This is a genomic window from Capnocytophaga sputigena (assembly GCF_900446695.1).
Lineage (GTDB): Bacteria > Bacteroidota > Bacteroidia > Flavobacteriales > Flavobacteriaceae > Capnocytophaga > Capnocytophaga sputigena.
This window is the reverse complement of record NZ_UAVP01000009.1, coordinates 188,949-212,358: the sequence shown is the minus strand read 5'-3', so window position 1 is coordinate 212,358 and position 23,410 is coordinate 188,949. Positions and strand designations below refer to the sequence as shown.

General features: G+C 35.4%; 15 protein-coding genes and 3 pseudogenes. 5 read left to right on the top strand and 13 right to left on the bottom strand.

Features of this window, described 5'->3' with window-relative positions; genetic code table 11:
* The first annotated feature begins 2 nt into the window (after positions 1-2).
* Positions 3-1,637 carry a pectate lyase family protein gene (locus DR017_RS11125; protein ID WP_002681396.1) on the top strand — a complete coding sequence of 545 codons (1,635 nt, stop codon included), beginning with the start codon at positions 3-5 and terminating at the stop codon, positions 1,635-1,637.
* A 575-nt stretch (positions 1,638-2,212) separates the two neighbouring features.
* Positions 2,213-3,448: a site-specific integrase gene (locus DR017_RS11120; protein WP_002681328.1), complete on the top strand. Its 1,236-nt coding sequence runs from the start codon at positions 2,213-2,215 to the stop codon at positions 3,446-3,448.
* Positions 3,449-4,309: 861 nt separating this feature from the next.
* Here DR017_RS11120 and porV read toward each other — a convergent pair.
* Both porV and DR017_RS11110 read right to left on the bottom strand, forming a co-directional pair.
* The gene (porV, locus tag DR017_RS11115) at positions 4,310-5,401 is read right to left on the bottom strand and encodes a type IX secretion system outer membrane channel protein PorV (protein ID WP_002681363.1); all 1,092 of its coding nucleotides are present in this window, start codon (positions 5,399-5,401) and stop codon (positions 4,310-4,312) included.
* 3 nt (positions 5,402-5,404) lie between these two features.
* The gene (locus DR017_RS11110) at positions 5,405-9,988 is read right to left on the bottom strand and encodes a hypothetical protein (RefSeq protein WP_232501564.1); all 4,584 of its coding nucleotides are present in this window, start codon (positions 9,986-9,988) and stop codon (positions 5,405-5,407) included.
* Positions 9,989-10,215: 227 nt separating this feature from the next.
* On the opposite strand from DR017_RS11110, the pseudogene DR017_RS11105 reads away from it, so the two are divergent.
* Positions 10,216-10,443, top strand: a pseudogene (locus DR017_RS11105) (IS1595 family transposase); the annotation flags it as partial.
* An 18-nt stretch (positions 10,444-10,461) separates the two neighbouring features.
* Here DR017_RS11105 and DR017_RS11100 read toward each other — a convergent pair.
* Positions 10,462-11,481: a hypothetical protein gene (locus DR017_RS11100; RefSeq protein WP_095909124.1), complete on the bottom strand. Its 1,020-nt coding sequence runs from the start codon at positions 11,479-11,481 to the stop codon at positions 10,462-10,464.
* A gap of 138 nt (positions 11,482-11,619) precedes the next feature.
* On the opposite strand from DR017_RS11100, the pseudogene DR017_RS11095 reads away from it, so the two are divergent.
* A pseudogene (locus DR017_RS11095) lies at positions 11,620-11,847 on the top strand (IS1595 family transposase); the annotation flags it as partial.
* 18 nt (positions 11,848-11,865) lie between these two features.
* On the opposite strand, the gene DR017_RS11090 reads toward DR017_RS11095, so the two are convergent.
* Positions 11,866-12,291, bottom strand: a complete 426-nt coding sequence (locus tag DR017_RS11090; protein ID WP_095909123.1) for a hypothetical protein — start codon at positions 12,289-12,291, stop codon at positions 11,866-11,868.
* 44 nt (positions 12,292-12,335) lie between these two features.
* Positions 12,336-12,812, bottom strand: a complete 477-nt coding sequence (locus DR017_RS11085; protein WP_146741539.1) for a hypothetical protein — start codon at positions 12,810-12,812, stop codon at positions 12,336-12,338.
* 211 nt (positions 12,813-13,023) lie between these two features.
* Here DR017_RS11085 and DR017_RS11080 point away from each other — a divergent pair.
* A pseudogene (locus DR017_RS11080) lies at positions 13,024-13,251 on the top strand (IS1595 family transposase); the annotation flags it as partial.
* Positions 13,252-13,285: 34 nt separating this feature from the next.
* On the opposite strand, the gene DR017_RS11075 reads toward DR017_RS11080, so the two are convergent.
* From DR017_RS11075 to DR017_RS11040, 8 genes are all read right to left on the bottom strand, one after another.
* Complete coding sequence (locus DR017_RS11075; protein WP_095909122.1) at positions 13,286-14,290, bottom strand: PQQ-binding-like beta-propeller repeat protein; 1,005 nt, start codon at positions 14,288-14,290, stop codon at positions 13,286-13,288.
* A 2-nt stretch (positions 14,291-14,292) separates the two neighbouring features.
* Entirely contained in the window at positions 14,293-14,808 is a 516-nt protein-coding gene (locus DR017_RS11070) for a hypothetical protein (protein WP_002682390.1), read from the bottom strand.
* A gap of 147 nt (positions 14,809-14,955) precedes the next feature.
* Positions 14,956-15,489, bottom strand: a complete 534-nt coding sequence (locus DR017_RS11065) for a PQQ-binding-like beta-propeller repeat protein (RefSeq protein WP_146741538.1) — start codon at positions 15,487-15,489, stop codon at positions 14,956-14,958.
* Positions 15,490-15,771: 282 nt separating this feature from the next.
* A complete protein-coding gene (locus DR017_RS11060; RefSeq protein WP_002678485.1) occupies positions 15,772-16,551 on the bottom strand; it encodes a hypothetical protein in 780 nt (259 codons plus the stop codon).
* Positions 16,552-16,640: 89 nt separating this feature from the next.
* Positions 16,641-17,420: a hypothetical protein gene (locus DR017_RS11055; protein WP_002678381.1), complete on the bottom strand. Its 780-nt coding sequence runs from the start codon at positions 17,418-17,420 to the stop codon at positions 16,641-16,643.
* Positions 17,421-17,506: 86 nt separating this feature from the next.
* Positions 17,507-18,286, bottom strand: a complete 780-nt coding sequence (locus DR017_RS11050) for a hypothetical protein (RefSeq protein ID WP_002678363.1) — start codon at positions 18,284-18,286, stop codon at positions 17,507-17,509.
* An 89-nt stretch (positions 18,287-18,375) separates the two neighbouring features.
* Complete coding sequence (locus DR017_RS11045) at positions 18,376-19,158, bottom strand: hypothetical protein (RefSeq protein ID WP_081450858.1); 783 nt, start codon at positions 19,156-19,158, stop codon at positions 18,376-18,378.
* Between the two features lie 7 nt (positions 19,159-19,165).
* Positions 19,166-23,407 (bottom strand): fibronectin type III domain-containing protein, encoded by a 4,242-nt coding sequence (locus DR017_RS11040; RefSeq protein ID WP_002678316.1) that lies wholly within the window; start codon positions 23,405-23,407, stop codon positions 19,166-19,168.
* Positions 23,408-23,410 lie beyond the last annotated feature (3 nt).

The following is a 23,410-nucleotide window of genomic DNA, read 5'->3' as shown; positions in this document are numbered from 1 at the left end:
TTATGAGCATTAGATTGTATAAGAATATTTTATTGTTCTTATTTTTATGGGTTAATACATCGGCTTGCATTTCTGCTGATACAACAAAAACTGTGGAGAGTAAGACAATAGGAAATGGAGTGATAATCACTGAGGCAAAAGGATGGTTAGAGACTGTTTACGCTAAATGGAAACCTATAGCTGGAGCTGATGGTTATAATGTTTATGTGAAAGGTGGGCAACATGCTGATTATAGCAAGGTTGATGCCGAGTTGATACGCTTATATAATGGCTATGTACGAGTTGATATTCCAGGATTAAAAGCTGGTACTTATTCTCTGAAAATCGTAGCTGTAAAAGTTGGGAAAGAAACCGAATCAGGTGAGGTAACAGGGCTGAAAGTCTTGAATTATCTACGTGAGGGCTTTGCTCATAAGAATTATTCGGGTGTAGGTGCTTATAATGATGATGGTACATTGAAGTCTGGTGCGGTTGTTATTTATGTAAATAAAGACAATGCTAAAACAGTCAGTGCTCGTTTAGGTAAGGCTACGTTCACAGGTCTTCAGGCTATTCTCAACGCTTATCAGAAAGGTAATATCACCACACCATTGTCTGTTAGAATCTTAGGTTTGCTTAGAAATAGTGATACTGATGCTTTTGGAAGCAGTACAGAAGGTATACAGATTAAGGGAAAGCAGGCAGATAGTGAGATGAATATTACCATTGAAGGAATTGGTGAGGATGCTAGTATCTATGGTTTTGGCTTTTTAGTAAGGAATGCTAAGAGTGTTGAATTTCGCAATTTAGGTATCATGCGAGCTATGGACGATGGTGTGTCACTTGACACAAATAATTCTAATATATGGGTTCATCACATGGATTTATTCTACGGAAAGGCGAGCGGTGGAGATCATATTAAGGGAGATGGTTCTATTGATGTGAAGACTGATTCAAAGTTTGTCACAATAGACAACTGTCATTTCTGGGACACAGGAAAGACAAGTATGTGTGGTATGAATAAAGAAACAGGTCCTAATTATATCACTTATCACCACAACTGGTTTGATCATAGTGACTCTCGTCATGCACGTGTTCGTACGATTAGCGTTCATTTATGGAATAACTACTATGATGGTTGTGCAAAATATGGAATTGGTGCAACGATGGGTTGCAGTGTTTTCTCAGAAAATAACTATTTTCGTGCTACAAAGAATCCTATCTTGATATCAAAGCAGGGAAGTGATGAAAAAGGTGCTGGCAAATTCTCTGGTGAGCCTGGAGGTATGGTGAAAGAGTATGGGAGTTTATTTACAGAGAAGGGATCAGAGAATGCTTATACTCCAATTAGCTATGCAGATAATAATAGCAGCTTTGATTTTTATCATGCTATTTCACGTAATGAAAAAGTACCAGCCTCTGTTAAAACGCTTTATGGTGGAAATACCTATAACAACTTTGATACAAATACTGCACTAATGTATTCGTATAACCCAGATGCAACCTCTCTTGTTCCTTCTCAAGTCACGGGATTCTATGGAGCAGGACGTTTGAATCATGGCTCTTTGCAGTTTAAATTTAACAATGCTATCGAAGATACGAATTCTACTCCTATACCAGCATTGGAAGCACTTATTGATGCTTATTCGGGTAAGTAGTTTGGTAAAGAGCTATATGTTTGTAGCTTGAAAAGTATACTTTGATAAGAGGTTGTAAGGGTATGTTTTACATTTATTTTTCGTCAACCTTGTAGTCTTGGGTGTATATAATAAACGTATTTAAACGTTTTTTTTAGAAACTTGGAGATAAACCCTAATAGGAGCATTCGATTTCAAGTTACATCAAGAAAATAAACATCTGGTTGCACTCCTTTATTAAAGCTAAATCTTTTTTTCTACACTTAAAAAGCTAATAATCCAATGAATTATTGTATCTTTGCCCAAAGTTCCTGAATTTTGGTGTTCTTTTTTTTCCAAATGAACAAAAAAAAGCATCTCAACGCAATAAAATGTAATAATCACTATAACAGGTTGTTACAAAATCACTGAGATACTTTGGAAAGCCTTTCCAGCAAAGGATTTTCAGAGTTGGACAAAGTTAGGTCTCTAAATCATTACCTATTACCATTTTGACTGAATTAATTGTAATAGACTATATTTCAGTGTTTTGCGTTTGTTTTCATATTGTGAGATAACTCCGTTTATTCTAATTTTGTAACCAAATAAACAGAGTGATGAAACAGAACAGAAAATCAACGTTTAAGGTGCTCTTTTACCTCAAAAAGAACGCACCCAAGAAGAATGGCAAGGTCGCTATTATGTGCAGAATTACCATTGATGGCAAACAAGCACAGTTTAGCACTAAGCAGGAAGTACTCCCTGATAAATGGGACTTAAAGTTCGGACGTGTCTCTGGTAAAGCTGATGAGGCACTAAAGATAAACCTCAAATTAGATGAGGTTCGTACCCGTTTGCAATCGCTTTATGATGAACTGATAAAGCACGATAATTTTGTAACTGCTGACAAACTCAAAAATACCTTTTTGGGCTTTGATGTAACGGAAGAAACGCTACTCTCTTTCTACAAAAAGTTTTTGAAAGACTTTACCAAGATGTATGAAAAAGGCACTCGAGCACTCAGCACACTTAAATCATATCGCCTTGTTTATAACCATCTTAGAAACTTCATCTCCTACAAATACAAGCGTAAGGATATCACTTTTAGAGAGCTTACAGAGGAGTTTATCAATGATTTTGATTATTACCTGAGAATAAATATCGGCATAGTCTTGACGTATATTTTGCCGCTTAAAAAGATGACTTCAATGGCAGTGGATCAAGAGTTGATATACAAAGACCCTTTTAGGAATTTCCACATTACAATGCAGGAGACTGATAGAGGCTATTTAGTCAGGGAAGAAATTGAGAAGCTCATCGCTTACGAGCCTAAGAATAAGCGTATTGAACTCACTCGTGATATGTTTGTTTTTAGTTGCTTTACAGGTTTTGCTTTCGTAGATGTACAACAGCTTAAAAAGACCCATATACAAACCTTTTTTGATGGGAATATGTGGATTATCAAACGCAGACAAAAGACTAATACTGCCTCTAATGTGCGTTTGTTAGAAGTCGCTCAAAATATTATCAAAAAGTATGAGGGACTGACTAAAGATGATTATTTATTTCCAAGAATCTGCAATGCTACCTGTAATACCCATTTGAAAACCATTATGGCTGATTGTGGGAGTGTAAAGCATAAACCTATATCTTTTCACTGGGCAAGACATACCTTTGGGACACTTTTTGTAACAGAAGGTATCCCATTGGAGAGTGTTAGCAAGATGATGGGACACAAAGATTTGCGTACTACCCAGATTTATGCCAAGATAACGAACAATAAAATCAGTAAGGATGTAGATCTAATCGTCCAGAAATTCGACCAATTCGCACAGATGACACAGCAAGTATAAATATTTATAGAACTTAATAGCTATTTTAAGCCATAGAGAGCATTTCTCTGTGGCTTTTTATTTTCTATGATATTAATTATAACAGTCTTATTTTTAGAAATAACCGCTTATAGAATTGCGCTCGCGAGAGCAAAGTTACCTACGTGTTTTGATTCGGCACAAGGTCAAGCCTTCGGTTGTACTAAAAAAATCTCCACCATTACTTCGCGCGGTCGCTGCGCTTCGCTTGTTTAGGTAGTATTTTTTCAGTCCAAACCTTGTGCCGCTAAAACCCTACGGTCGGCTTGCTCTCGTAAACGTCAAGTTCCATAAGCGGCTTTTTTTGCCAAAAAAAATATGCGGAGAGAGGGCATAGATAAGTACGTACCAACTAACGTATGTTCGTACGCACTTACGTACGTTAGTACGTTCATATGCTCGTTCGTAAGTACATACGTTCACACGCACGTATGTTAGTTCGTATGTACGTATATTAGTACGATTGTACATACATACATTCGCACACACTTACATACGTTGGTACGTACGAGCGTTCTAACGTTACAACGTTGTAACGTTAGAACAGATTAATATCTATAAATCAATAAGTTAATAAAACAAAAGACACTCAAAACACAATGTTTTGCAGCATAAAGCAAAAATCTTGTTTTTAGGGTAAAAATACCCTTCAAAATATGTAGATGAGTGCGCTGTGGCGCAGTTTGTAGGCTAACCTAAATATAGCCCGAAGGGCTATGTTTTACGATCACCCGATGGTAACAAGTTGTGTTTTGAGCAGCTTAAAACCTTTTCAGCTGCTCAAAACTACTTGTGTGCAAGGGAGCGCAGAATGTAGCACTCCGAAGTCGTAGGAAAAGGCTCTTAACGTTTATATTGTATCCCAATTCTTAAAGAAGAACTTAGTGGATTGGGAACTTTTGAAGTATTAAAAAGATAAGAAAAATCTAATTGAATGCTATTAAGGCTAAAGCCCGTGCCTATAGTTAGGTATTTGCGATAACCTTTAAGTTCACTTTCTGTGAAATAACCTGTGCGTAGGAAGAAAGTATTTTCAAAATTATACGATACTCCAAAGGATAGAGAAACCTCTTGGAGTTCCTCTGTAATACCACCTTGTGCATCTGTAAAAGAGCTAAATATGCCCTCTAAGAAAGTCTTATGCTGCTCACTTCTGTCCTTTTGAGGGGAGGGTACTAAGAGTTTATTCGCTTCAATGAGCAGTGATAAAGCATTGCTTTGATCAATATGTAAATGATAGCCACCTCCTATTCTTAGGTTAGTAGGAATGAAGAACTCTTGTCCGAGTTTATCGTATTTTACCTTTTGTCCTAAATTAGAGAGTTGAAACCCTAAAGTATAACTCCCGATATAATCACTGATAAGATGTTCTTTTGAGGTGTAATAACCACAGATGTCAAAGGCAATCCCATTGGCAACACTACGGTCATCGGTCGGGAGCTGTAAGGCAGAGCGTATGTAGCGGGCCGTAACCCCCATAGCAAAGTGCTCACTGAGCAGTAGGTTATAAGAAAGGTCAAAAGCAAACTCTGTGGGGCGGTAATTGCCCAAACTCAAGGTTTGATTGCCATAGTTCTGATTGAGCTCTACTTTTCCTACACTAAAATAAGTAAATGAGCAACCCAAAGCACTACGCCTATATTTTTTGTAATAAGTTATATTACCTAAGAAAATATCTTTGGCAATTGAGCTCAGATAAGGCGTGTAAGTAGCAGCTATGGCAGATGTGTTTTCTGCAAATAGATACTTAGATGAGTTCCACTTCTGAGAAAAAGCATCAGCTGAAGAAGCAACGCCTATATCCCCTATCCCAGAGGCGATAGGGTCGGTGGAAATAAGCAAAAAAGGAAAGGCAGTAGTAATAGCAGGACTCTCTTGAGAGAACCCTGCAGTGATATAGAGAATACATAGGGGTATAAAAATATACTTAATCATACCTTACCATTTTTTGTATATTTGTATTCCTTCAGATGTTTTTTTGTTTCCTGGTAGGGTATATCGCATTAAGATTTTATAATCCCCTTTTCTTATAGATTTAAAATCAGATCTTAGAAAATGATTTGCTCCATTCAGTTGTGATATTCCTCTATCTGACGCTAAGCTGACTATTTGATTTTCTATGTCTTTATAATCATTCATATAAGCAAAAGATATATCATATATGTATGGGAAAAACTCTAATACAAATGGTGTTATTGTATTATTTCGTACACTTGTAAGATAATAATTATCAATAGATATAGCTTTTTTAGGCACAAGCCCATATTCTTGCACATCGCGGTTTTTGATGGTAAATCTACCATCAATAGGCAACTGTGAGTAGAGTATTGGGTTTATATCTTCCCGGAAATAAGCATCGTCTAAGGTAGCTTCTACACTGATAAGGGCTTGATTTCCTGTGTAAGCGGTCTCTACTAAATCCATCTCTTCAAAAGGCTCACCTTTTTTAATCATATTTTTAAGAGATTTTACTCTTGGAGATATATTTTCAAATTGGTGATCATCTACCTTGACAGCTGCAATTTTCTCAGAAAAAGTTCTATGTTTGCTACTTGCAAAAGCATAGATCAGACGATTGATTTCTCCTTCTTTAGATAGCTCTTCAGCTTTGTTTTGAGCAATCTCATAATCATTGCCTTCTTGAGTTTCTTTAATATTGATGTTCTCTGGCTCTTGTTCTTTTTGTTGTGGCTCTTTCTTACCTTTCTGATAGCTTATAATACTCATTTGATAGGCTTGTGAGGTTTTAATCTCTGGCATTGTATAGCTAATTTCATTAGTGGTAGAATCGTAGACAAATGAGGTTTTTTGTGCTTTGTTGCTATCGCTCTGGGTAATGTGCACCTCTGTCTCCCAATTAGGAATATCAAATAGATAATCCTGACCGCGTTTGAGCTTGATATAGCCTTTATCATATTCCTCTTTGAAGAAATATTTTTGGTCTACCACAGGGTAAGCATACTCAATGTTCTGCAAAGGAATATGGTTAGGGGCATCGCCTGTGGTGAAGGTTCTTACTTCTATTTCCTTTACTATTTGTCCATTCTCCATTATAGGGCGGAAGATGCCATTTTCTTGTTTTTGAAAACTCACTTCTACCTTTGCTTTGTAAGATTTATTAGGAGGGAGTATGTCAGTAGACACAAAATTGGCACGGTCTTTAGCACGAGACCACTCTATACCCCCAGCAACTGCTTGTCCTTTATCATCGACTACCTCAAACTTTTCTAAGATGATTTTGTAGGTTGTCTTACCATTGTCATCAGGTATCACAATAGGCTCATTGACTTTCATTGAGAAGGTAGCTTGTGGAGTAGTAAATACATCTACCTTTTCGGAGTTGTTCTTAGGGCTTACATCAGTGATAATTTTCATTCCATCCATCACAGAGCTATTAGCAAATTCACATTGTTCTCCAAGAGTTACCTTAAAGTTAAAACGCCCTTTGATAAGTCCCCCCAAGATGTTCATATTCCCAGCTACATACCCACGCATCCAAAAAGGATTAGGAAGTTTTGCTTGCATCAACACTGCTGCTGAGCCTTGAATAATTGGCACTTTCATACGAACAAAAAGCAACTTGATGCGTACTCCTAACTCCCCTTGCAAGTAAGCATAAGACTGACCATTGGCATACCAACCATTGATACCAACTTGCTTACCTGTATTTTTACAAGCAGCTTCTCCATAATCCTTGAGCATTAGGTCAAATCCAACCCCTGCTTTAAAATTGGCATAGAAAATAAGGAATGCTAAATCACCTGTATCTATACTTAGGTTGGATCCGAATGCTATACCACCTGCATTAGCAAGGGTATTCTCATCACGCATATAGTTGAGTTCATTTATATCTCTACCAAGTATTTGTGCTACTTCTACAGGAGGTGGAGGTGAGCCTGGTAGTTGTGTGCCAGCCATAAAGTAAGAACCTGTTTTTAGTGAAATGCTCCCTACTCCTAATTTTATACCTGCTCTGTCATCAGGTGTCCCAATATAGAGATACCAATCTTTAGGGTCTTTGTGGAACACTGCCCAAGCAGCACGACCATTTTCCCCCAATCCAGCTATAAAACCACCATTGATATAAGTGTCCAAAGTACCGTGAGTACTGTTGTTTTCAATATCAAACTGAATTGCTGCTTTGAATTGTATCACAGCACTATTGTCATTTGAAGAAGGAACAGCCGTCTCTGCCATTGGTAAGAAACGCCTTTGGAAACTACTTTGGTTATCGGGGTTGGTCTCTAAACGCAAGAAAGCAGCTTTGCTCTCTAATGATTTATTGACTTTTGACACTAGATTAGAGACTTGGTCTAAGCCTGGTATCTCGGCTAACACATTTCCCTTGCCATAGATAGAAGCGTAATCCAAGCCCCCTCGCTGGTTAAAACGCATTTCAAAAGCAGCTTCTCCATTGAATACTTTATCAGAACCTATAGCAAAGCTCACTAAGGCTTTTAACCCTAAACCAGCTTTGGGGTCAGGCTCATAGGTAAGTCCTGTAGGAGAGAACTCAGAGGGAGAAGCAAAGTCGGCACGCCTCATTTTATAGTAAGCACCCCCACCAAAACCATTGATAAGATAGCCTGTGGAGAGTTTGGCACTCGCATCAAAATACCAATACCTAAACTCTTTTCTTCCAAAAATAGCTTTAGCTTTCACATCAAAACCTCCATTAACAGAAACTTGTAAATCCGCATTAAATCCATTGCCATAAACAGGATGATTCTCTAAAAGGTCTAACTGTCCCCTCATAGTAAACCCACTGAATTTGGTGTCTATTTTGATTGCTGATACATCCAAGCCTTTGAACTGCCATTGGGTGCGAGCACTTTCAGAAGAGAGTTCTCCCAAAATACCTACCTTAGCCTCAGCAGCAAACTCACTTTTGTCCATTAGGTTTAGGGCTAAGTCAAAGTAGAGATTTGCTTGCTTATCATTGGCTTTCACCTCAAAACGTTTGATGCTTACAGGGAAATTGCCAAAGGAGATGTCGCCTTTGTAGCTCATATTTCCTACTTGTATCATTGGAGATACAGTCTGCAAGGTTAGGTTCTCGAAGGTAATACCCTTAAAGTCTAGGGTTTTCTTAGCGAGTGTATTCGTTGTAGCGTCGTTGTGGCTTCTATTGGCGGCAAAGTCAATGCGTCCGTGTAGGTTGGCTTTCGGTAGGAAATGCCCTTCGGCTACGCGGAGTTCTACACTACTATTCTCAAAAAGTTGGGCTTTGGCTTTCCATATATCAAAGGCAATGGTGTCCTTGGTCTGCACTACGAGCTTATAGTCGCCTTCGGAAATCAGCCCTTCATAGTTTAGCCCTAACTTCTTACCGTTGTTTTCCTTTTGCATCTTGGTTACAGGCAGCACGATCTCACCTCTGAGTTGTGCTTTTACAAAGCGATTGGTTTCTATCTGCACCGATAGATAGTCTAAGGAGTACGCCCAGGCGTTTTCCTTGTCGGTAATTCCTTCATTGAGGGTAAATACATTTTCAGCGAAGAAGTCGCCTGAAAGCCCGTACTTATCGATGATCAAGCCTGATGCGCCTACCCGTACACGCTCGTTTTTAGCGGCTTTTTCTGAGGTTTTAAACTCCACAGGTAGTCCTATCTCAAACTTATCAACATAGATGCCTTTCCATAGGTCTTCTGAGGGGAGTAGTAGTCCTTTCTTTTGGTAGGAATTGGGGAACTTTACAGCATCATCGTTTTTGAGGTCACTCAGGTCAAGGACGGCGTCTTTTACCAAGAATTGGAAGTTGCCTTCGTAGTTCTGTCCGTTTTGCTTTTTTGCCAGCACAAAAGGCTCTAAGGAGACTTTTACCACTATGTCATTCCACGAGGCAGCTTCTATATTAAAAAGCCCACGTACGCGGTTGGGGGCACTCATCTGTCGCCCATTGGAAAGGGTTACCATAGTGCTTTCTTTTGCCTCATTGACTGTAGCATTTTCAAGGGGCAGAATAAGGTTACGAGAGAACTCTACAGCCCCTGAGAGTTTTAGTTTTTTGAAGCCATCGCAGTCTATCTCGACGTAAGTGAGGTCTTCAGTTTTTCCTGTGGACATATCAAAGCCGCCGTAAAGGCTGAGTTGCCAAGTGTCCTTATTGATGGGAATAGAGACATCCCCCAGCAGTGCGAGCTTTGCCTCTCCGATAATACCGCCTTGCTTGGAGAGTTTTATATTAGTTGCTCCGAAGAATAGTGATATGGGGCGACCATCATCTCCTTTTTGGGGTATATCCACCTTTGCAAATACTTCTACCTCAGTATATCCTTCGTGGAAAACAGCCTTGCTGATACCAATGGCATACGTAGCATTGTCGCCATCTCTGCGGGTTTTGATACCCACAGGTAGTGATGCCAGCTCCTTCATTGAGATGCGATTTGCCCAAAGTTCTTCCTTCTCAATGGTTTGCATAGTGCTAACGCCCTTTGCTTTTAGGGTGTCTATAGCCTTTGTGGGCTGGGAAAAGGCTACTACAGAGAGTAGAAAGAAGTATGTAAAAAGGTGGGTTTTCATAGGATTTTATATTGAATTATTTTTGCAAATATATGAATTATTCTTTTTCAAAGATGTGTAAACTATTATCTAAATAATGCAGATATATTCTATTTTGACATATTTTAAATTATTTAATTGAGGTGTCAAAGTATTTTCATATATTTGCACTCTGAAAATTAATGTATTATGGAATTATTCAAAGGACAAAGCCTCTTAGAGTTTACTGAACGCTTTAAAACAGACTTAGTAATAATGGAAAGAATTTCCCTACATTACACAAAGTAATACACCAAGTAAAATCTTGGATAAGAGGTATATATTCTTGGGTTTCAGAGTTTAATATAGACCGCTATTTAACTGAGTATAGTTTTAGAATCAATCGCTCACAGAGCAAAGAGACTATCTTTAACAGTTTAATAAAAAGAATGCTTGAAAGAGAACCTATTTTCCAACCTCTGTTAATATGCCATTAACTTGACACCTCAAAAATCTTATTCCTCTTTTTCATAAATATACAAACTTCCCCCACTATCTGATACAAACATCTTGTTCTCGTAAAATTCTATTTTTTCAACCATATAAGTGCCTAATAGGTCAATCCACATACGTTTTCCTGTTTGTGCGTCAAGGGCACTAATGGCATAGTACCCACCTTCTAAGCGCACACCGTGAAAGACATACCCCTCGTGAAATTTAGGAGAGTCCATAATAGCATTATACTCTTTACCTTGATATACAGCATTTTCAATACGAATAAACTTCAATAGTTTTCCTTTTTCAATATCTACCTCCATATAGTGGTAACCATAACAGCCATAAGCCTTGTCGCCTACAATAGATAACTCCATTAATCCTGCAGGAAGTTGTAGAGAATAAATAATATCACCTGTTTGTAGGTCTATCCGCAAAATAAACATCTGTGTTAGCACAATCACAGAATCTTTATAATGATAAACTTCTCTTATTTTTCCTTCTTCCTCTGTACCATCCCATTCAGTATACTGTGTCAATTTTGATAGGTCTTTTTGCCAAAGAAGAGTGAAATCTGTTTTTGAGTAATTGTAAATAAATGTTTCTTTTTTTGTAAGTATGTAGTCCTCTGTATTTAATTTTATAAAACCTTTTATTTCATTTTTACATTTTCCAACCTCTTTTCCTATTACTAAATCATATATACAGTTGTTATCTATTTCTGATAAATTATAATATAAATTATCATATATGTTTGGAGTATCAGAGGTAATATCAGATAATAAAACATCCAATATTATTGATTTGTTATCATCTAATTTTTGTATTCTTGTAAAATCTTCATCATAGGATGAATAGCATAGATTATCTCCAACAAGGCAAGATCGGTTTATCCAATTTTGTTTTGAAGTAAAAATGACTTCTTTTAGATGATTTTCAACTTTAATTTTGCCTTCAAGTGATTTTTGGACATATTTAACATATTTTTCATTTATATAAAAACTACTAATGCCTTTCTTTATTTCAATCTTTTTATACATAACTATTCTACTATTTCAAATATTTGGTTTGAGGTGTCAAAGTATTTTCATATATTTGCACTCTGAAAATTAATGTATTATGGAATTATTCAAAGGACAAAGCCTCTTAGAGTTTACTGAACGCTTTAAAACAGACTTAGTAATAATGGAAAGAATTTCCCTACATTACACAAAGTAATACACCAAGTAAAATCTTGGATAAGAGGTATATATTCTTGGGTTTCAGAGTTTAATATAGACCGCTATTTAGCTGAGTATAGTTTTAGAATCAATCGCTCACAGAGCAAAGAGACTATCTTTAACAGTTTAATAAAAAGAATGCTTGAAAGAGAACCTATTTTCCAACCTCTGTTAATATGCCATTAACTTGACACCTCAAAAATCTTATTCCTCTTTTTCATAAATATACAAACTTCCCCCACTATCTGATACAAACATCTTGTTCTCGTAAAATTCTATTTTTTCAACCATATAAGTGCCTAATAGGTCAATCCACATACGTTTTCCTGTTTGTGCGTCAAGGGCACTAATGGCATAGTACCCACCTTCTAAGCGCACACCGTGAAAGACATACCCCTCGTGAAATTTAGGAGAGTCCATAATAGCATTATACTCTTTACCTTGATATACAGCATTTTCAATACGCACAAAATTCAATAGTTTTCCTTTTTCAATATCTACCTCCATATAGTGGTAACCATAACAGCCATAAGCCTTGTCGCCTACAATAGATAACTCCATTAATCCTGCAGGAAGTTGTAGAGAATAAATAATATCACCTGTTTGTAGGTCTATCCGCAAAATAAACATCTGTGTTAGCACAATCACAGAATCTTGATATTCATATACTTCTCTTATTTTTCCTTTTTCCTCTGTACCATCCCATTCAGTATACTGTGTCTGTTCCGATAGGTCTTTTTGCCAAAGAAGAGTGAAATCTGTTTTTGAGTATACATATATATATATATATTATTGTTTGTAATAATGTAGTTATCTGTGCCTAGTTTAGGATAACCAATAATAGTTTTTTTAATTATTTTGACAATGTTTCCAGAAAGCAAATCGTATATATATACGTGATTATTATCACAATAATAATTTTTATTTTTCTTATAATAATTATCAACTAGATCATATAAGATTTCATCTATTTGATTTTTATTTTTTGATTTTAAATTAACCAAAAAGGTAGAATCTTCATCTCTTGAAATATAAATTAAATTGTCTCCATAGATACTATAATAATTTACTTTTTTTTCTTCTGAAATGAAGATAATCTCAGACTCATCCTCAATACTACAAACATATAATCTATATTCTTCTGATTTCAAAGTATAGCATAGGTACTTTGAAGTTAAATATAATCCTATTTTATCTTTATCAGTATTAATTTTTTTATACATAAATTATTCTACTATTTCAAATATTTGGTTTGAGGTGTCAAGGTATTTTCATATATTTGCACTCTGAAAATTAATGTATTATGGAATTATTCAAAGGACAAAGCCTCTTAGAGTTTACTGAACGCTTTAAAACAGACTTAGTAATAATGGAAAGAATTTTCCTACATTACACAAAGTAATACACCAAGTAAAATCTTGGATAAGAGGTATATATTCTTGGGTTTCAGAGTTTAATATAGACCGCTATTTAGCTGAGTATAGTTTTAGAATCAATCGCTCACAGAGCAAAGAGACTATCTTTAACAGTTTAATAAAAAGAATGCTTGAAAGAGAACCTATTTTCCAACCTCTGTTAATATGCCATTAACTTGACACCTCAAAATATTTAAATAATAAAAATCTTATTCCTCTTTTTCATAAATATGTAGGTAACCTCCTGTATCTGACACAAACATTTTATCCTCATAAAACTGAATTTCATCAGCTTTTTCATAAGTATCTACTTTGTGTATCCATTCATAATCTCCTGTTTCTGGATTAATAGCAATGATAAAGCTATCTCCAGCATCGTACACCAAGTACCATAAAAAACCATTGTGGTATACTACCCTATGCCCAGCAGGCCAGTAGCTCCTATCTCCATACTCAAAATCAGGTAAACGATCGTGAATCCATCCATAGCCACTCTCTTCTCCTGTATCTAAATTTATCTTATACAAAGAAAGGCTGGTACACACATAACCTATATTGCCAACAATCTCCATTGTGCGAGCATAACTATCTGTTTTCCAAATTAAAGAACCATCAACTTGTTTTAAGCAAACAGTGCCAAACGTAGTTACTACAATAAAAGTGTCTTTATAGGCATATATTTCTTGTATTTGTAATTGATTATTTTCACTGTCTTCCTCATTATTGAAAAAATCTCGCATCTCTTTTTGCCAAAGAAGAGTGAAATCTTTATATAAAAATAGAAAATCCTCTGTTGAGCAGATTAAATCATTTGATTCTGTAAATAACCTAATTGTCCCGCTTGTATCTTTTATTTTTCTAACAATTTGATAATTATCCAAACGGATTATATGTAACTCTAAACTAAAGTCCGTGATAAATTTCCTTATAATTATATACTTACTATTGGCTATATAATAATAAGTATTACTACAATTATAAAAAGAAGGTACTTTTGATAGCGTATCAACATTAACCCCTTTTAAATGCTCATCAACAACAAGATCATTTATAGCATATAATCCACCTCCATAGTTATCGCCCAACTTTGCAATCAGATGAAATGTATGTATATCGTAAACATACAAAGGACTACAATCATCCTCTAAAATAAATAGCTTATCTTTGTATATCTCAAAATAATGAGCTTTTATTCTCTTTCTTTTTGTGAACATAACTATTCAACTATTTCAAATATTTTATTGAAAACTTTATCATCTTCTAATTTCTTTAGAAGAAATTCAATTCTATTTCCTTTATTGATAAATTTTGCTTCATTTTTAAAGAGTTTTTTTACTTGATCTAACGAAATGTTTCCTAACTCCTCAATTGCTTTTCCATCAGCTTTCTTTAATGCTTGTAAAACCCCATTTTTCAAAGTTGTCATATCAGCTATATTAGCAGTTTTTCTGAAAATCCACTGTATATCGCCAAGATTATTCATTTTTTGTAGGTCTTTTAAGAATTGATTTTTGATAGTCTCAGGGTAGAATTTTCCCCAGTTTTTTAATTCCAAGTTCTTAATAAACCTCTGTCCTTTTTCAAAAAACTCTACTTGAATATCGTAAATACGCGTTAAATTATTTGATAAGTTACTAACCTCAAACTTCAACACTTTACCTTGGTCTAAAAGTTTTTCAGCATATTCTAACTGAAACTTACCTCCTGCAAACTTTTTACCATAAGTAGCCATATCTTCTACTACTTTGTCAAAACCAGGTACTTCTGCTAACTTCTCTAACTTTTTGGCATCAAATCCTTTAAGAAAGTTTTCAACATATTCAAGGGTTTTAGCATTGTACTTATTGCTACTTTTTAGACTTGATATGACAAAATAAATCTACACATCTTCTTTTTCATAAATATGTAGGTAACCTCCTGTATCTAACACAAACATTTTATCCTCATAAAACTGAATTTCATCAGCTTTTTCATAAGTATCTACTTTGTGTATCCATTCATAATCTCCTGTTTCTGGATTAATAGCAATGATAAAGCTATCTCCAGCATCGTACACCAAGTACCATAAAAAACCATTGTGGTATACTACCCTATGCCCAGCAGGCCAGTAGCTCCTATCTCCATACTCAAAATCAGGTAAACGATCGTGAATCCATCCATAGCCACTCTCTTCTCCTGTATCTAAATTTATCTTATACAAAGAAAGGCTGGTACACACATAACCTATATTGCCAACAATCTCCATTGTGCGAGCATAACTATCTGTTTTCCAAAACAGTGAACCATCAACTTGTTTTAAGCAAACAGTGCCAAACGTAGTTACTACAATAAAAGTGTTTTTATAGGCATATATTTCTTGTATTTGTAATTGATTATTTTCACTGTCTTCCTCATTATTGAAAAAATCTCGCATCTCTTTTTGCCAAAGAAGAGTGAAATCAGTTTTTATATATATGTATATATATGTTTGTAGGTATTTACCTGTAACGATATGATTATCTGTATTTAATTTGACAAATCCTTTTATTTCATTTTTACATTTTCCAACCTCTTTTCCTATTACTAAATCATATATACAGTTGTTATCTATTTCTGATAAATTGTAATATAAATAATAATATGTTTTACTTTCTATCTTAGTACACCAGTGCGGCTCATACCTACAATTTTGCAACTACTATTCTTTTTGAATGTACTAATCTTCAAGCCATTCATTTTTACCTTCTTTTTTTAATTTTATTACTTTAAAATAACCATCTTTTTGAAGTTGCCATTCTGTTTTGATAGTCATACCAAACCTTTTTTCAGTCCACTTAATAATATGATTTTTTTGTATTCTCGATTGTATAAAATAAGTATCTACTTTGTAATTGTAAACAAAATCTTCCCAAGTTTTTTCACAATCTCTCAAAGGATCTATCTCAAATACACTTACAAATGATTTGATATTCCCTTCCTTACTAAAAACAAAAACATCAATATATATCACATCTATCTGACATACCTTTGTTACAAAAGTATCATATTCTTCGGATAATTTTATATAGCCTAAAGGATATACCTTTGTTTCAAAATTTTCTTTATGCCTATAACTTCCAGCATTAGAAGGTGTTGTATCTAAGATGCCATAGGTGTTAACCCTATCTATAAGCTCACCATCAAGAGTGTAAAACTTTGCATATTCTTGAATCTTATTTCTTTCTTGGTCTGAAAAAATAATTTGGTTGTACAGCGTTTTAGGTAAAGTATCCTCTCTACTACCATAAAATTCTTTAGTAAAATCTGCTGGAAGTTTTATTTCTTTTTTAAAATAAGACTTGAAAGTTAGATACCTTTTGAGTCTTGCTTCCTCAGGGTTCTCTACCTGAGTAACTTCAGATGGCTCTGTTTGTTCTTCAACACTCTTTTGAGATGTCCTCTGTTCTTGGCAGCTTGATAAGCCTATAAAAGCAAGTATTACTAATATCTTTTTCATTGTTAATAATAATATGTTTTACTTTCTATCTTAGTACACCAGTGCGGCTCACACCTACAATTTTGCAACTACTATTCTTTTTGAATGTACTAATCTTCAAGCCATTCATTTTTACCTTCTTTTTTTAATTTGATTTCTTTGAGATAACCATCTTTTTGGAGCTGTAATTCTGTTTTAATAGTCATACCAAATCTTTTTTCAGTTCTCTTAATAATATAATTTTTTTGTATTCTTGATTGTATAAAGTAAGTATCTACTTTGTAATTGTAAACAAAATCTTCCCAAGTTTTTTCACAATCTCTAGAAGGTTCTATTTCAAATACACTTACAAATGACTTGATATTCCCTTCCTTACTAAAAACAAAAATATCAATGTATATTATATCTATCTCACATACCTTTGTTACAAAAGTATCATATTCTTCAGATAATTTTATATATCCAAGAGGATATAGCTTTCCATCGAACTTTTCTTTATGTGTATTACACCCTGCATCAATAAAAGTTGTATCTAAAATACCATAGGTGTCAACCCTATCTATAAGCTCACCATCAGGAGTGTAAAATTTTGCATATTCTTGAATATTATTTCTTTCTTGGTCAGAGAAAATAATTTGATTGTACAATGTTCTTGGCAAGGTATCCTCTCTATTTCCAAAAAATTCTTTGGTAAAATCAATAGGAGGTTTTAGTTCTTTTTTAAAATAAGATTTGAAAGTTAGATACCTTTTGAGTCTTGCTTCCTCAGGGTTCTCTACCTGAGTAACTTCAGATGGCTCTGTTTGTTCTTCAACACTCTTTTGAGATGTCCTCTGTTCTTGGCAGCTTGATAAACCTATAAAAGCAAGTATTACTAATATCTTTTTCATTGTTAATAATATGTTTTACTTTCTATCTTAGTACACCAGTGCGGCTCACACCTACAATTTTGCAACTACTATTCTTTTTGAATGTACTAATCTTCAAGCCATTCATTTTTACCTTCTTTTTTTAATTTTATTACTTTAAAATAACCATCTTTTTGAAGTTGCCATTCTGTTTTGATAGTCATACCAAATCTTTTTTCAGTCCTCTTAATGATATGATTTTTTTGTATTTGTGATTGAAAAAAAAAGGTATCTACCTTATAATTGTAAACAAACTCTTCCCAAGTTTTTTCACAGCTCCTAAAAGGTTCCATTTCAAATATGCTTACAAACGATTTGATATGACCTTCTTTGTCAAATACAAAAATATCGATGTATATCAGATCTATATGACTTGTTTTCATTACAAAAGTATCATATTCTTCTGCTAATTCTATATATCCAAGAGGATATAGCTTAGGCTGAAATATTTCTTTATGTCTATGGCACCCTGCATTAGAAGGAATAGTATCTAAAATGCCATAGGTATCAGACCAATCTATCAACTCACCATCTGGCGCATAGAACTTTGCATATTCTCGAACGTTATTTTTTTCTTGGTCATAAAAAATAATTTGGTTATATAGATACTTGGGTAAGGTATCCTCCTTATTTGCTAAAACCTCTTTGGTGAAATCAGCAGGGAGCTTTATCTCTTTTTTAAAATATGATTTGAAAGTTAGATACCTTTTAAACCTTGCATTAGTTGAATCTTCTTCCGAAGTGGGTTTAGTTCCCTCTGTTTGTTTTTCAATCTTTTTTTGAGAGGTTGTCTGTCCTTGACAGCTTGATAAGCTTATAAAAGCAAGTATTACTAATATCTTTTTCATTGTTAATAATAAGATGTTTTAACTTTCTATCCTGTACACCACTGCGGCTCACACCTACGATTTTGCAACTACTATTCTTTTTGAATGTACTAATCTTCAAGCCATTCATTTTTACCTTCTTTTTTTAATTTGATTTCTTTGAGATAACCATCTTTTTGGAGCTGTAATTCTGTTTTGATAGTCATACCAAATCTTTTTTCAGTTCTCTTAATAATATAATTTTTTTGTATTCGCGATTGTATAAAATAAGTATCTACTTTGTAATTGTAAACAAAATCTTCCCAAGTTTTTTCACAATCTCTAGAAGGTTCTATTTCAAATACACTTACAAATGACTTGATATTCCCTTCCTTACTAAAAACAAAAATATCAATGTATATTATATCTATCTCACATACCTTTGTTACAAAAGTATCATATTCTTCGGATAATTTTATATACCCAAGAGGATATAGTTTTGTTTGAAATTTTTCTTTATGTGTATTACACCCTCCATTAAAAAAAGTTGTATCTAAAATACCATAGGTATTAACCCTATCTATAAGCTCACCATCAGGAGTATAAAACTTTGCGTACTCTTGAATATTATTTTTTTCTTGGTCAAAGAAAATAATTTGATTGTACAATGTTCTGGGCAAAGTATCCTCTCTATTTCCAAAAATTTCTTTGGTAAAATCAACAGGAGGTTTTAGTTCTTTTTTAAAATAAGACTTGAAAGTTAGATACCTTTTGAGTCTTGCTTCCTCAGGGTTCTCTACCCGAGTAACTTCAGAGTACTCTATTTGTTTTTCAATCTTTTTTTGAGAGGTTGTCTGTCCTTGACAGCTCCATAAACTTATAAAAGTAAGTGCTATTAATAATGTTTTTTTCATCTTTAAATTATTTTTTAGTTTTAGAATATATTTCATAACCTTTTAAAATTATTTCATTTTCCTCTAAATCTTCCCATTTCCAAAGATTATTATCTCCTTTGTTATCATTACTCTTTTTATCATTCCGATAATCGTCTTTACCTTTTTTATATTTAGCAGTAGCTCCTCCTTTAGAGAAGTCAACAACTTTACCATAAGGATCATCAACAATAAGCCCTTTATCTGTAATAGCTTGTAGCCTTACAATATGTCCAAAGGCTGAAAGAATCACAGCATCACCTTTTGCTAAGTGAGGTTTTAAAAGATTTGTTATTTCTTCTTTTTGAAATACTTTATTATGTCCTTTATATTCATAAATAGCTATATTAAATAGATTTAAAATCTTTTCTCTTGTTAAGCCTAATCCTCTATGACCAAGTTTTTTAGTTTCTTTAATACATTCTAAATAATCTTCCATCTGTTCATATTGGTTACATTCTTCAGGACAATCTTTGCAAGGTTTAGTAATCCCTAAGTAATACAAACCCATTGCTTGAGAAGTTAAATTACACATTATATCCCCTGCAGGAGCTCCTTCTTTCAACCAAGGATTATTAGCTGCATCTTGTTTTGTTGCTAAAGATTCATTATTTCTTTGACTATAGTAAGGTACTTTTTCTTGTAGTTTTAGATATAATTCAGATTTTTGCAAACTATCTGTTACCTTTTCTATTTGTTCTCGCGAAGAACTTATCTCTTCAGGTGTAAATTCTTCTTTTTTATCAAGAAACTCTTTCGCTATGTCATAATTTGTAGGGATAAACTCATCTGCTAATTTTCCTAACAACCAGTCTCTAACTTGCACATAGTTTCGCTTAGTTTTGGGATATACTTTTTGATATAATTTAAACAATTCCTTAAAAAGACGTTGATTATTATTTTCATTCCCATAAAATAAGTTTTTGTCGTCTAATTTTTCTATTAATCTTTTTATCAAATCATTATCTTTTTTTAGGGCAGGTAAGAAAATCTTTGCGTCTTTTTCACTCGTTGTTTGTAATAGGTCAAGAATTAAGTCTTCTTCATTTTCTTTAGAACTAAAATCAAGTACTTTTTTAATGATAGAAAGCCTATTCATAGGAGTTATCTTATCTCCCATACATAAAACCATTTCTTTTAAATTAGAGATTTCTACTTTTGAGAAATCATTTTTATCTTTTATTTTACTCCACAAAGTTTCAAAGCGTTTTTCATAAGTTTTTTTCACTGACTGAACATCATTAGGTTTTATTTTTGTTAGGAGGTCTTCTATAGTTTTCTTACTTTCTGATTTGATTGTTAATCCAACAAAGTTAACATAATATATTGTAATATCTTTAGTTATTCTTGTAGCGTCTTTGGAGAAAGTGTGTTCTTTTTTGGTATATGCTTTATAGGAAACAAGATTAATTTTCTCTTTATGATCAATAATTATTGTATAGTCATTTTCTCTAAAAGTTCCTGACTTATGAAAATGGTACATAGGAATTTCTTTTTCATCATTTAATCCTGCACATATCATTCTATTAATAATTTTTTCTATATACTCTTTATCACTATACTCTCCCTCACTTTGTCCTTGAAAAGCGTATAACTTCACTTTAGGGTCGTTGATAGCCTTCCACTCTGGGTAAGAGAAAGCAACCCCAGAGGAATAATCCATTAAGAGGGCTGTTTTTCCTTTGTCGGCTGTGTGTTTGAATGGATGTGAGAGGGCAAAGATGCCGTGCCCAAGTTCGTGGGCTATGGTATGGACAATGCTGTTAGTGTTCTGAGAATCAGTAGGGGTGATAAACCCAAACTGCCCATTGATACGCATATACCCCTCTTGGAAAGAAGTACTTAGCACATCGGTTACGAATACATAATACTGCTGGTTATCGATGTTGTTTGCCTTTTTGTAGTCTGCAATGATGGCGTTTTGCTCAGGGCTATAGGTAGAAAGGTCGCCAAAGGCATTTTCAGAAGGCAGCTTGCCCTCTTTTAGGTGGCTACTGATGTCGAATACACTTCCTTTGGCAATGTCCAAATCCACCGCAATAGGCGTGTAAATCTCCTTAATACGACTGATAAGCTCCTCAGAGAGTTTTACGCTGACAGAGGTAGGCACCAGCGTTACCTTTACAGTTCTCGGGGTGATATGCACCAAGTTAAACACCCCTGCTACCTTGTACTTTTTACCTTGCTTAATAGTTGCCTGTACCTGTTCAACGGCAAAACTCTGTAAGCCTTTAAGCTGCAAGATATAGTTATTGCCATCGCGTTTAGCCTCTATTTTAGTGCCATTGTTGGTTTTAAAGAACAGACTATCAATGTTTACCTCCTTTCCTTGGGCACTTACCTTAGCGATAAAAGGCTCCGTAGCTCCGAAAGCTACAGCCTTATAAGGCACAGGCTTACCCTCTATTTTCTCATAAGGTTTTTCGGCTTTGGTAGGCTTATCAAAAGCGTATTTGGAGTTAGGCGCATTTTCAAAAGTTACCTTTATCCCTTTGGCAGTAATGGAAGTAGCCTCCCCACTCTTATTGACCCCATCGGTATTTTCTTTGGTAGGTTTGCCACCTTGAGCTAAAATCTGTGGTTCGGAGATTTCTCCCTTTTGATTTATATAATGTACCTTGCCTGTGCTATCGGTAATTACGGTGTCTTTCCCACCAGGAAATACCTCACGGCGCCCATCTTTACCAACAGCTATCAACTCTCCTTTTTCATTGGTCTCTACACGCTCAATCTCAAAAGATACGGTAAGGGTTTTCTGGCTTCTTTTGCCTTCCCCTGTGAGATTCTCAGCAAAATTGACATCCCCCCACTTCTTATCATAATCAGCTTCCACCACGCCGCCGATAAGCTGATGGCTGCTGTTAATTTGCACGTTGTTAAAGCTCACCGCCAGTTTAGCATTGGCAAGGAAAGGCACTTCCACATAGCCCTTGCCTGTAAAGACGCCATTGTCTCCCGACACCTCTAACACCTTTACCGTGAAGTCATTAGCAGTAAAGGTCTCATTCACCACAAGACTTGCCAAAGGCTTGCGGTCGGTGATTTTGATTTCAGGAGCTGCCCCGCAGTTGATGCCATTATCGGCTGCCGTAGGGGATTTCTTTACCTCAAAACGCATAATCGCACCGTAAGTATAGCTGGGCTTAACCCCATATTTAGGCAGTTCACACGAGGCTCCTACACGTGCCTCATAAGTCTCACCCCCCTCTAAGTCAGTGAGATAAGCCTCTGTACCTTTAGTATTAGTGTCAAACCACTCAGCACCCACTACATTGGCTTTGCGATACTGAATGTGGTACTGCCTATGAGCACTATCCCCTTGCCACTGCAACCTTATGCGAGCAGGACTTTCCTCAGTGACGACAAGCCCCCAAGGTGCCTTACAATCAGAGGCATACACAAAACTATGCACCTCGCTATAACCATCGTTCTTGAAAACGCTATTCTGCACCAATCCCGCCGTAGATACCGCTCGCACACGCCAACCATAGCGATGCCCAGGGATAAGGTTGGGCTTCGACAAATCGTAGAGCAGAGTGGTCATCCTCAAATCACTCTCTTTGAGCACTTTCCTGCTCACCTCAAAGGCAAAACGAGGGTCGAGCGAAGGGTCGAGTAGCTCGCACAGTTCAAACTCATAAGTTACATTGGTTGCATTCAGGTGGCGAGGCGTCCAGCTAAAGATGATATTTGGGAAGTTACCCACCGCCACTCGCTCGTTGTCGGTAGGGAGATTGAGCTGCGGAGGGTCGTTGAGCATCAGGTAGATAGTAGCACATTGGCTGCCTGAGAGCCATTTTCCGCTCTGCACATCGCGCACCCTCCAACAGAAGGAATACACCCCATCGGGTAGTGGCTGGGCATACTGCTGCATGCTTAAACCTTGCAGATTTTCAGGCTTAAAATAAGGAGCTAAATCACTCTGCGAGAGGCTTGTAATCTCCCCCCCGCTGATGCGCAACGTCCGCACATTAAGGATGGGTAAACTCTGTGCTTTTAGCCCATTACCTTTAATCTCTAAGTGTAGCTGTACAGACCTGTTTTGTATGTTAAGGTCAGTAGTGATGAGTTGTAACTGCATTCTACCTCCTAACGGATTGGCATAATCAGCGAGCTTACTGCTATAAGGTGCATTTACCGTAGGCACTACCTGTACAGGATAGAGTTGTGCCCTGACAGTGAGTGCTATCAGTGTAAATAAGAGTAATATGTAATATTGTATGAGCTTCATAGC

Bases quoted from the DNA above. Each gene is read 5' to 3' on its own strand.
- DR017_RS11125 (WP_002681396.1), top strand. From the start codon at position 3: ATGAGCATTAGATTGTATAAGAATATTTTATTGTTCTTATTTTTATGG.
- DR017_RS11120 (WP_002681328.1), top strand. From the start codon at position 2,213: ATGAAACAGAACAGAAAATCAACGTTTAAGGTGCTCTTTTACCTCAAA.
- porV (WP_002681363.1), bottom strand. From the start codon at position 5,401: ATGATTAAGTATATTTTTATACCCCTATGTATTCTCTATATCACTGCA.
- DR017_RS11110 (WP_232501564.1), bottom strand. From the start codon at position 9,988: ATGAAAACCCACCTTTTTACATACTTCTTTCTACTCTCTGTAGTAGCC.
- DR017_RS11100 (WP_095909124.1), bottom strand. From the start codon at position 11,481: ATGTATAAAAAGATTGAAATAAAGAAAGGCATTAGTAGTTTTTATATA.
- DR017_RS11090 (WP_095909123.1), bottom strand. From the start codon at position 12,291: ATGTTTATTTTGCGGATAGACCTACAAACAGGTGATATTATTTATTCT.
- DR017_RS11075 (WP_095909122.1), bottom strand. From the start codon at position 14,290: ATGTTCACAAAAAGAAAGAGAATAAAAGCTCATTATTTTGAGATATAC.
- DR017_RS11070 (WP_002682390.1), bottom strand. From the start codon at position 14,808: ATGGCTACTTATGGTAAAAAGTTTGCAGGAGGTAAGTTTCAGTTAGAA.
- DR017_RS11065 (WP_146741538.1), bottom strand. From the start codon at position 15,489: ATGCGAGATTTTTTCAATAATGAGGAAGACAGTGAAAATAATCAATTA.
- DR017_RS11060 (WP_002678485.1), bottom strand. From the start codon at position 16,551: ATGAAAAAGATATTAGTAATACTTGCTTTTATAGGCTTATCAAGCTGC.
- DR017_RS11055 (WP_002678381.1), bottom strand. From the start codon at position 17,420: ATGAAAAAGATATTAGTAATACTTGCTTTTATAGGTTTATCAAGCTGC.
- DR017_RS11050 (WP_002678363.1), bottom strand. From the start codon at position 18,286: ATGAAAAAGATATTAGTAATACTTGCTTTTATAAGCTTATCAAGCTGT.
- DR017_RS11045 (WP_081450858.1), bottom strand. From the start codon at position 19,158: ATGAAAAAAACATTATTAATAGCACTTACTTTTATAAGTTTATGGAGC.
- DR017_RS11040 (WP_002678316.1), bottom strand. From the start codon at position 23,407: ATGAAGCTCATACAATATTACATATTACTCTTATTTACACTGATAGCA.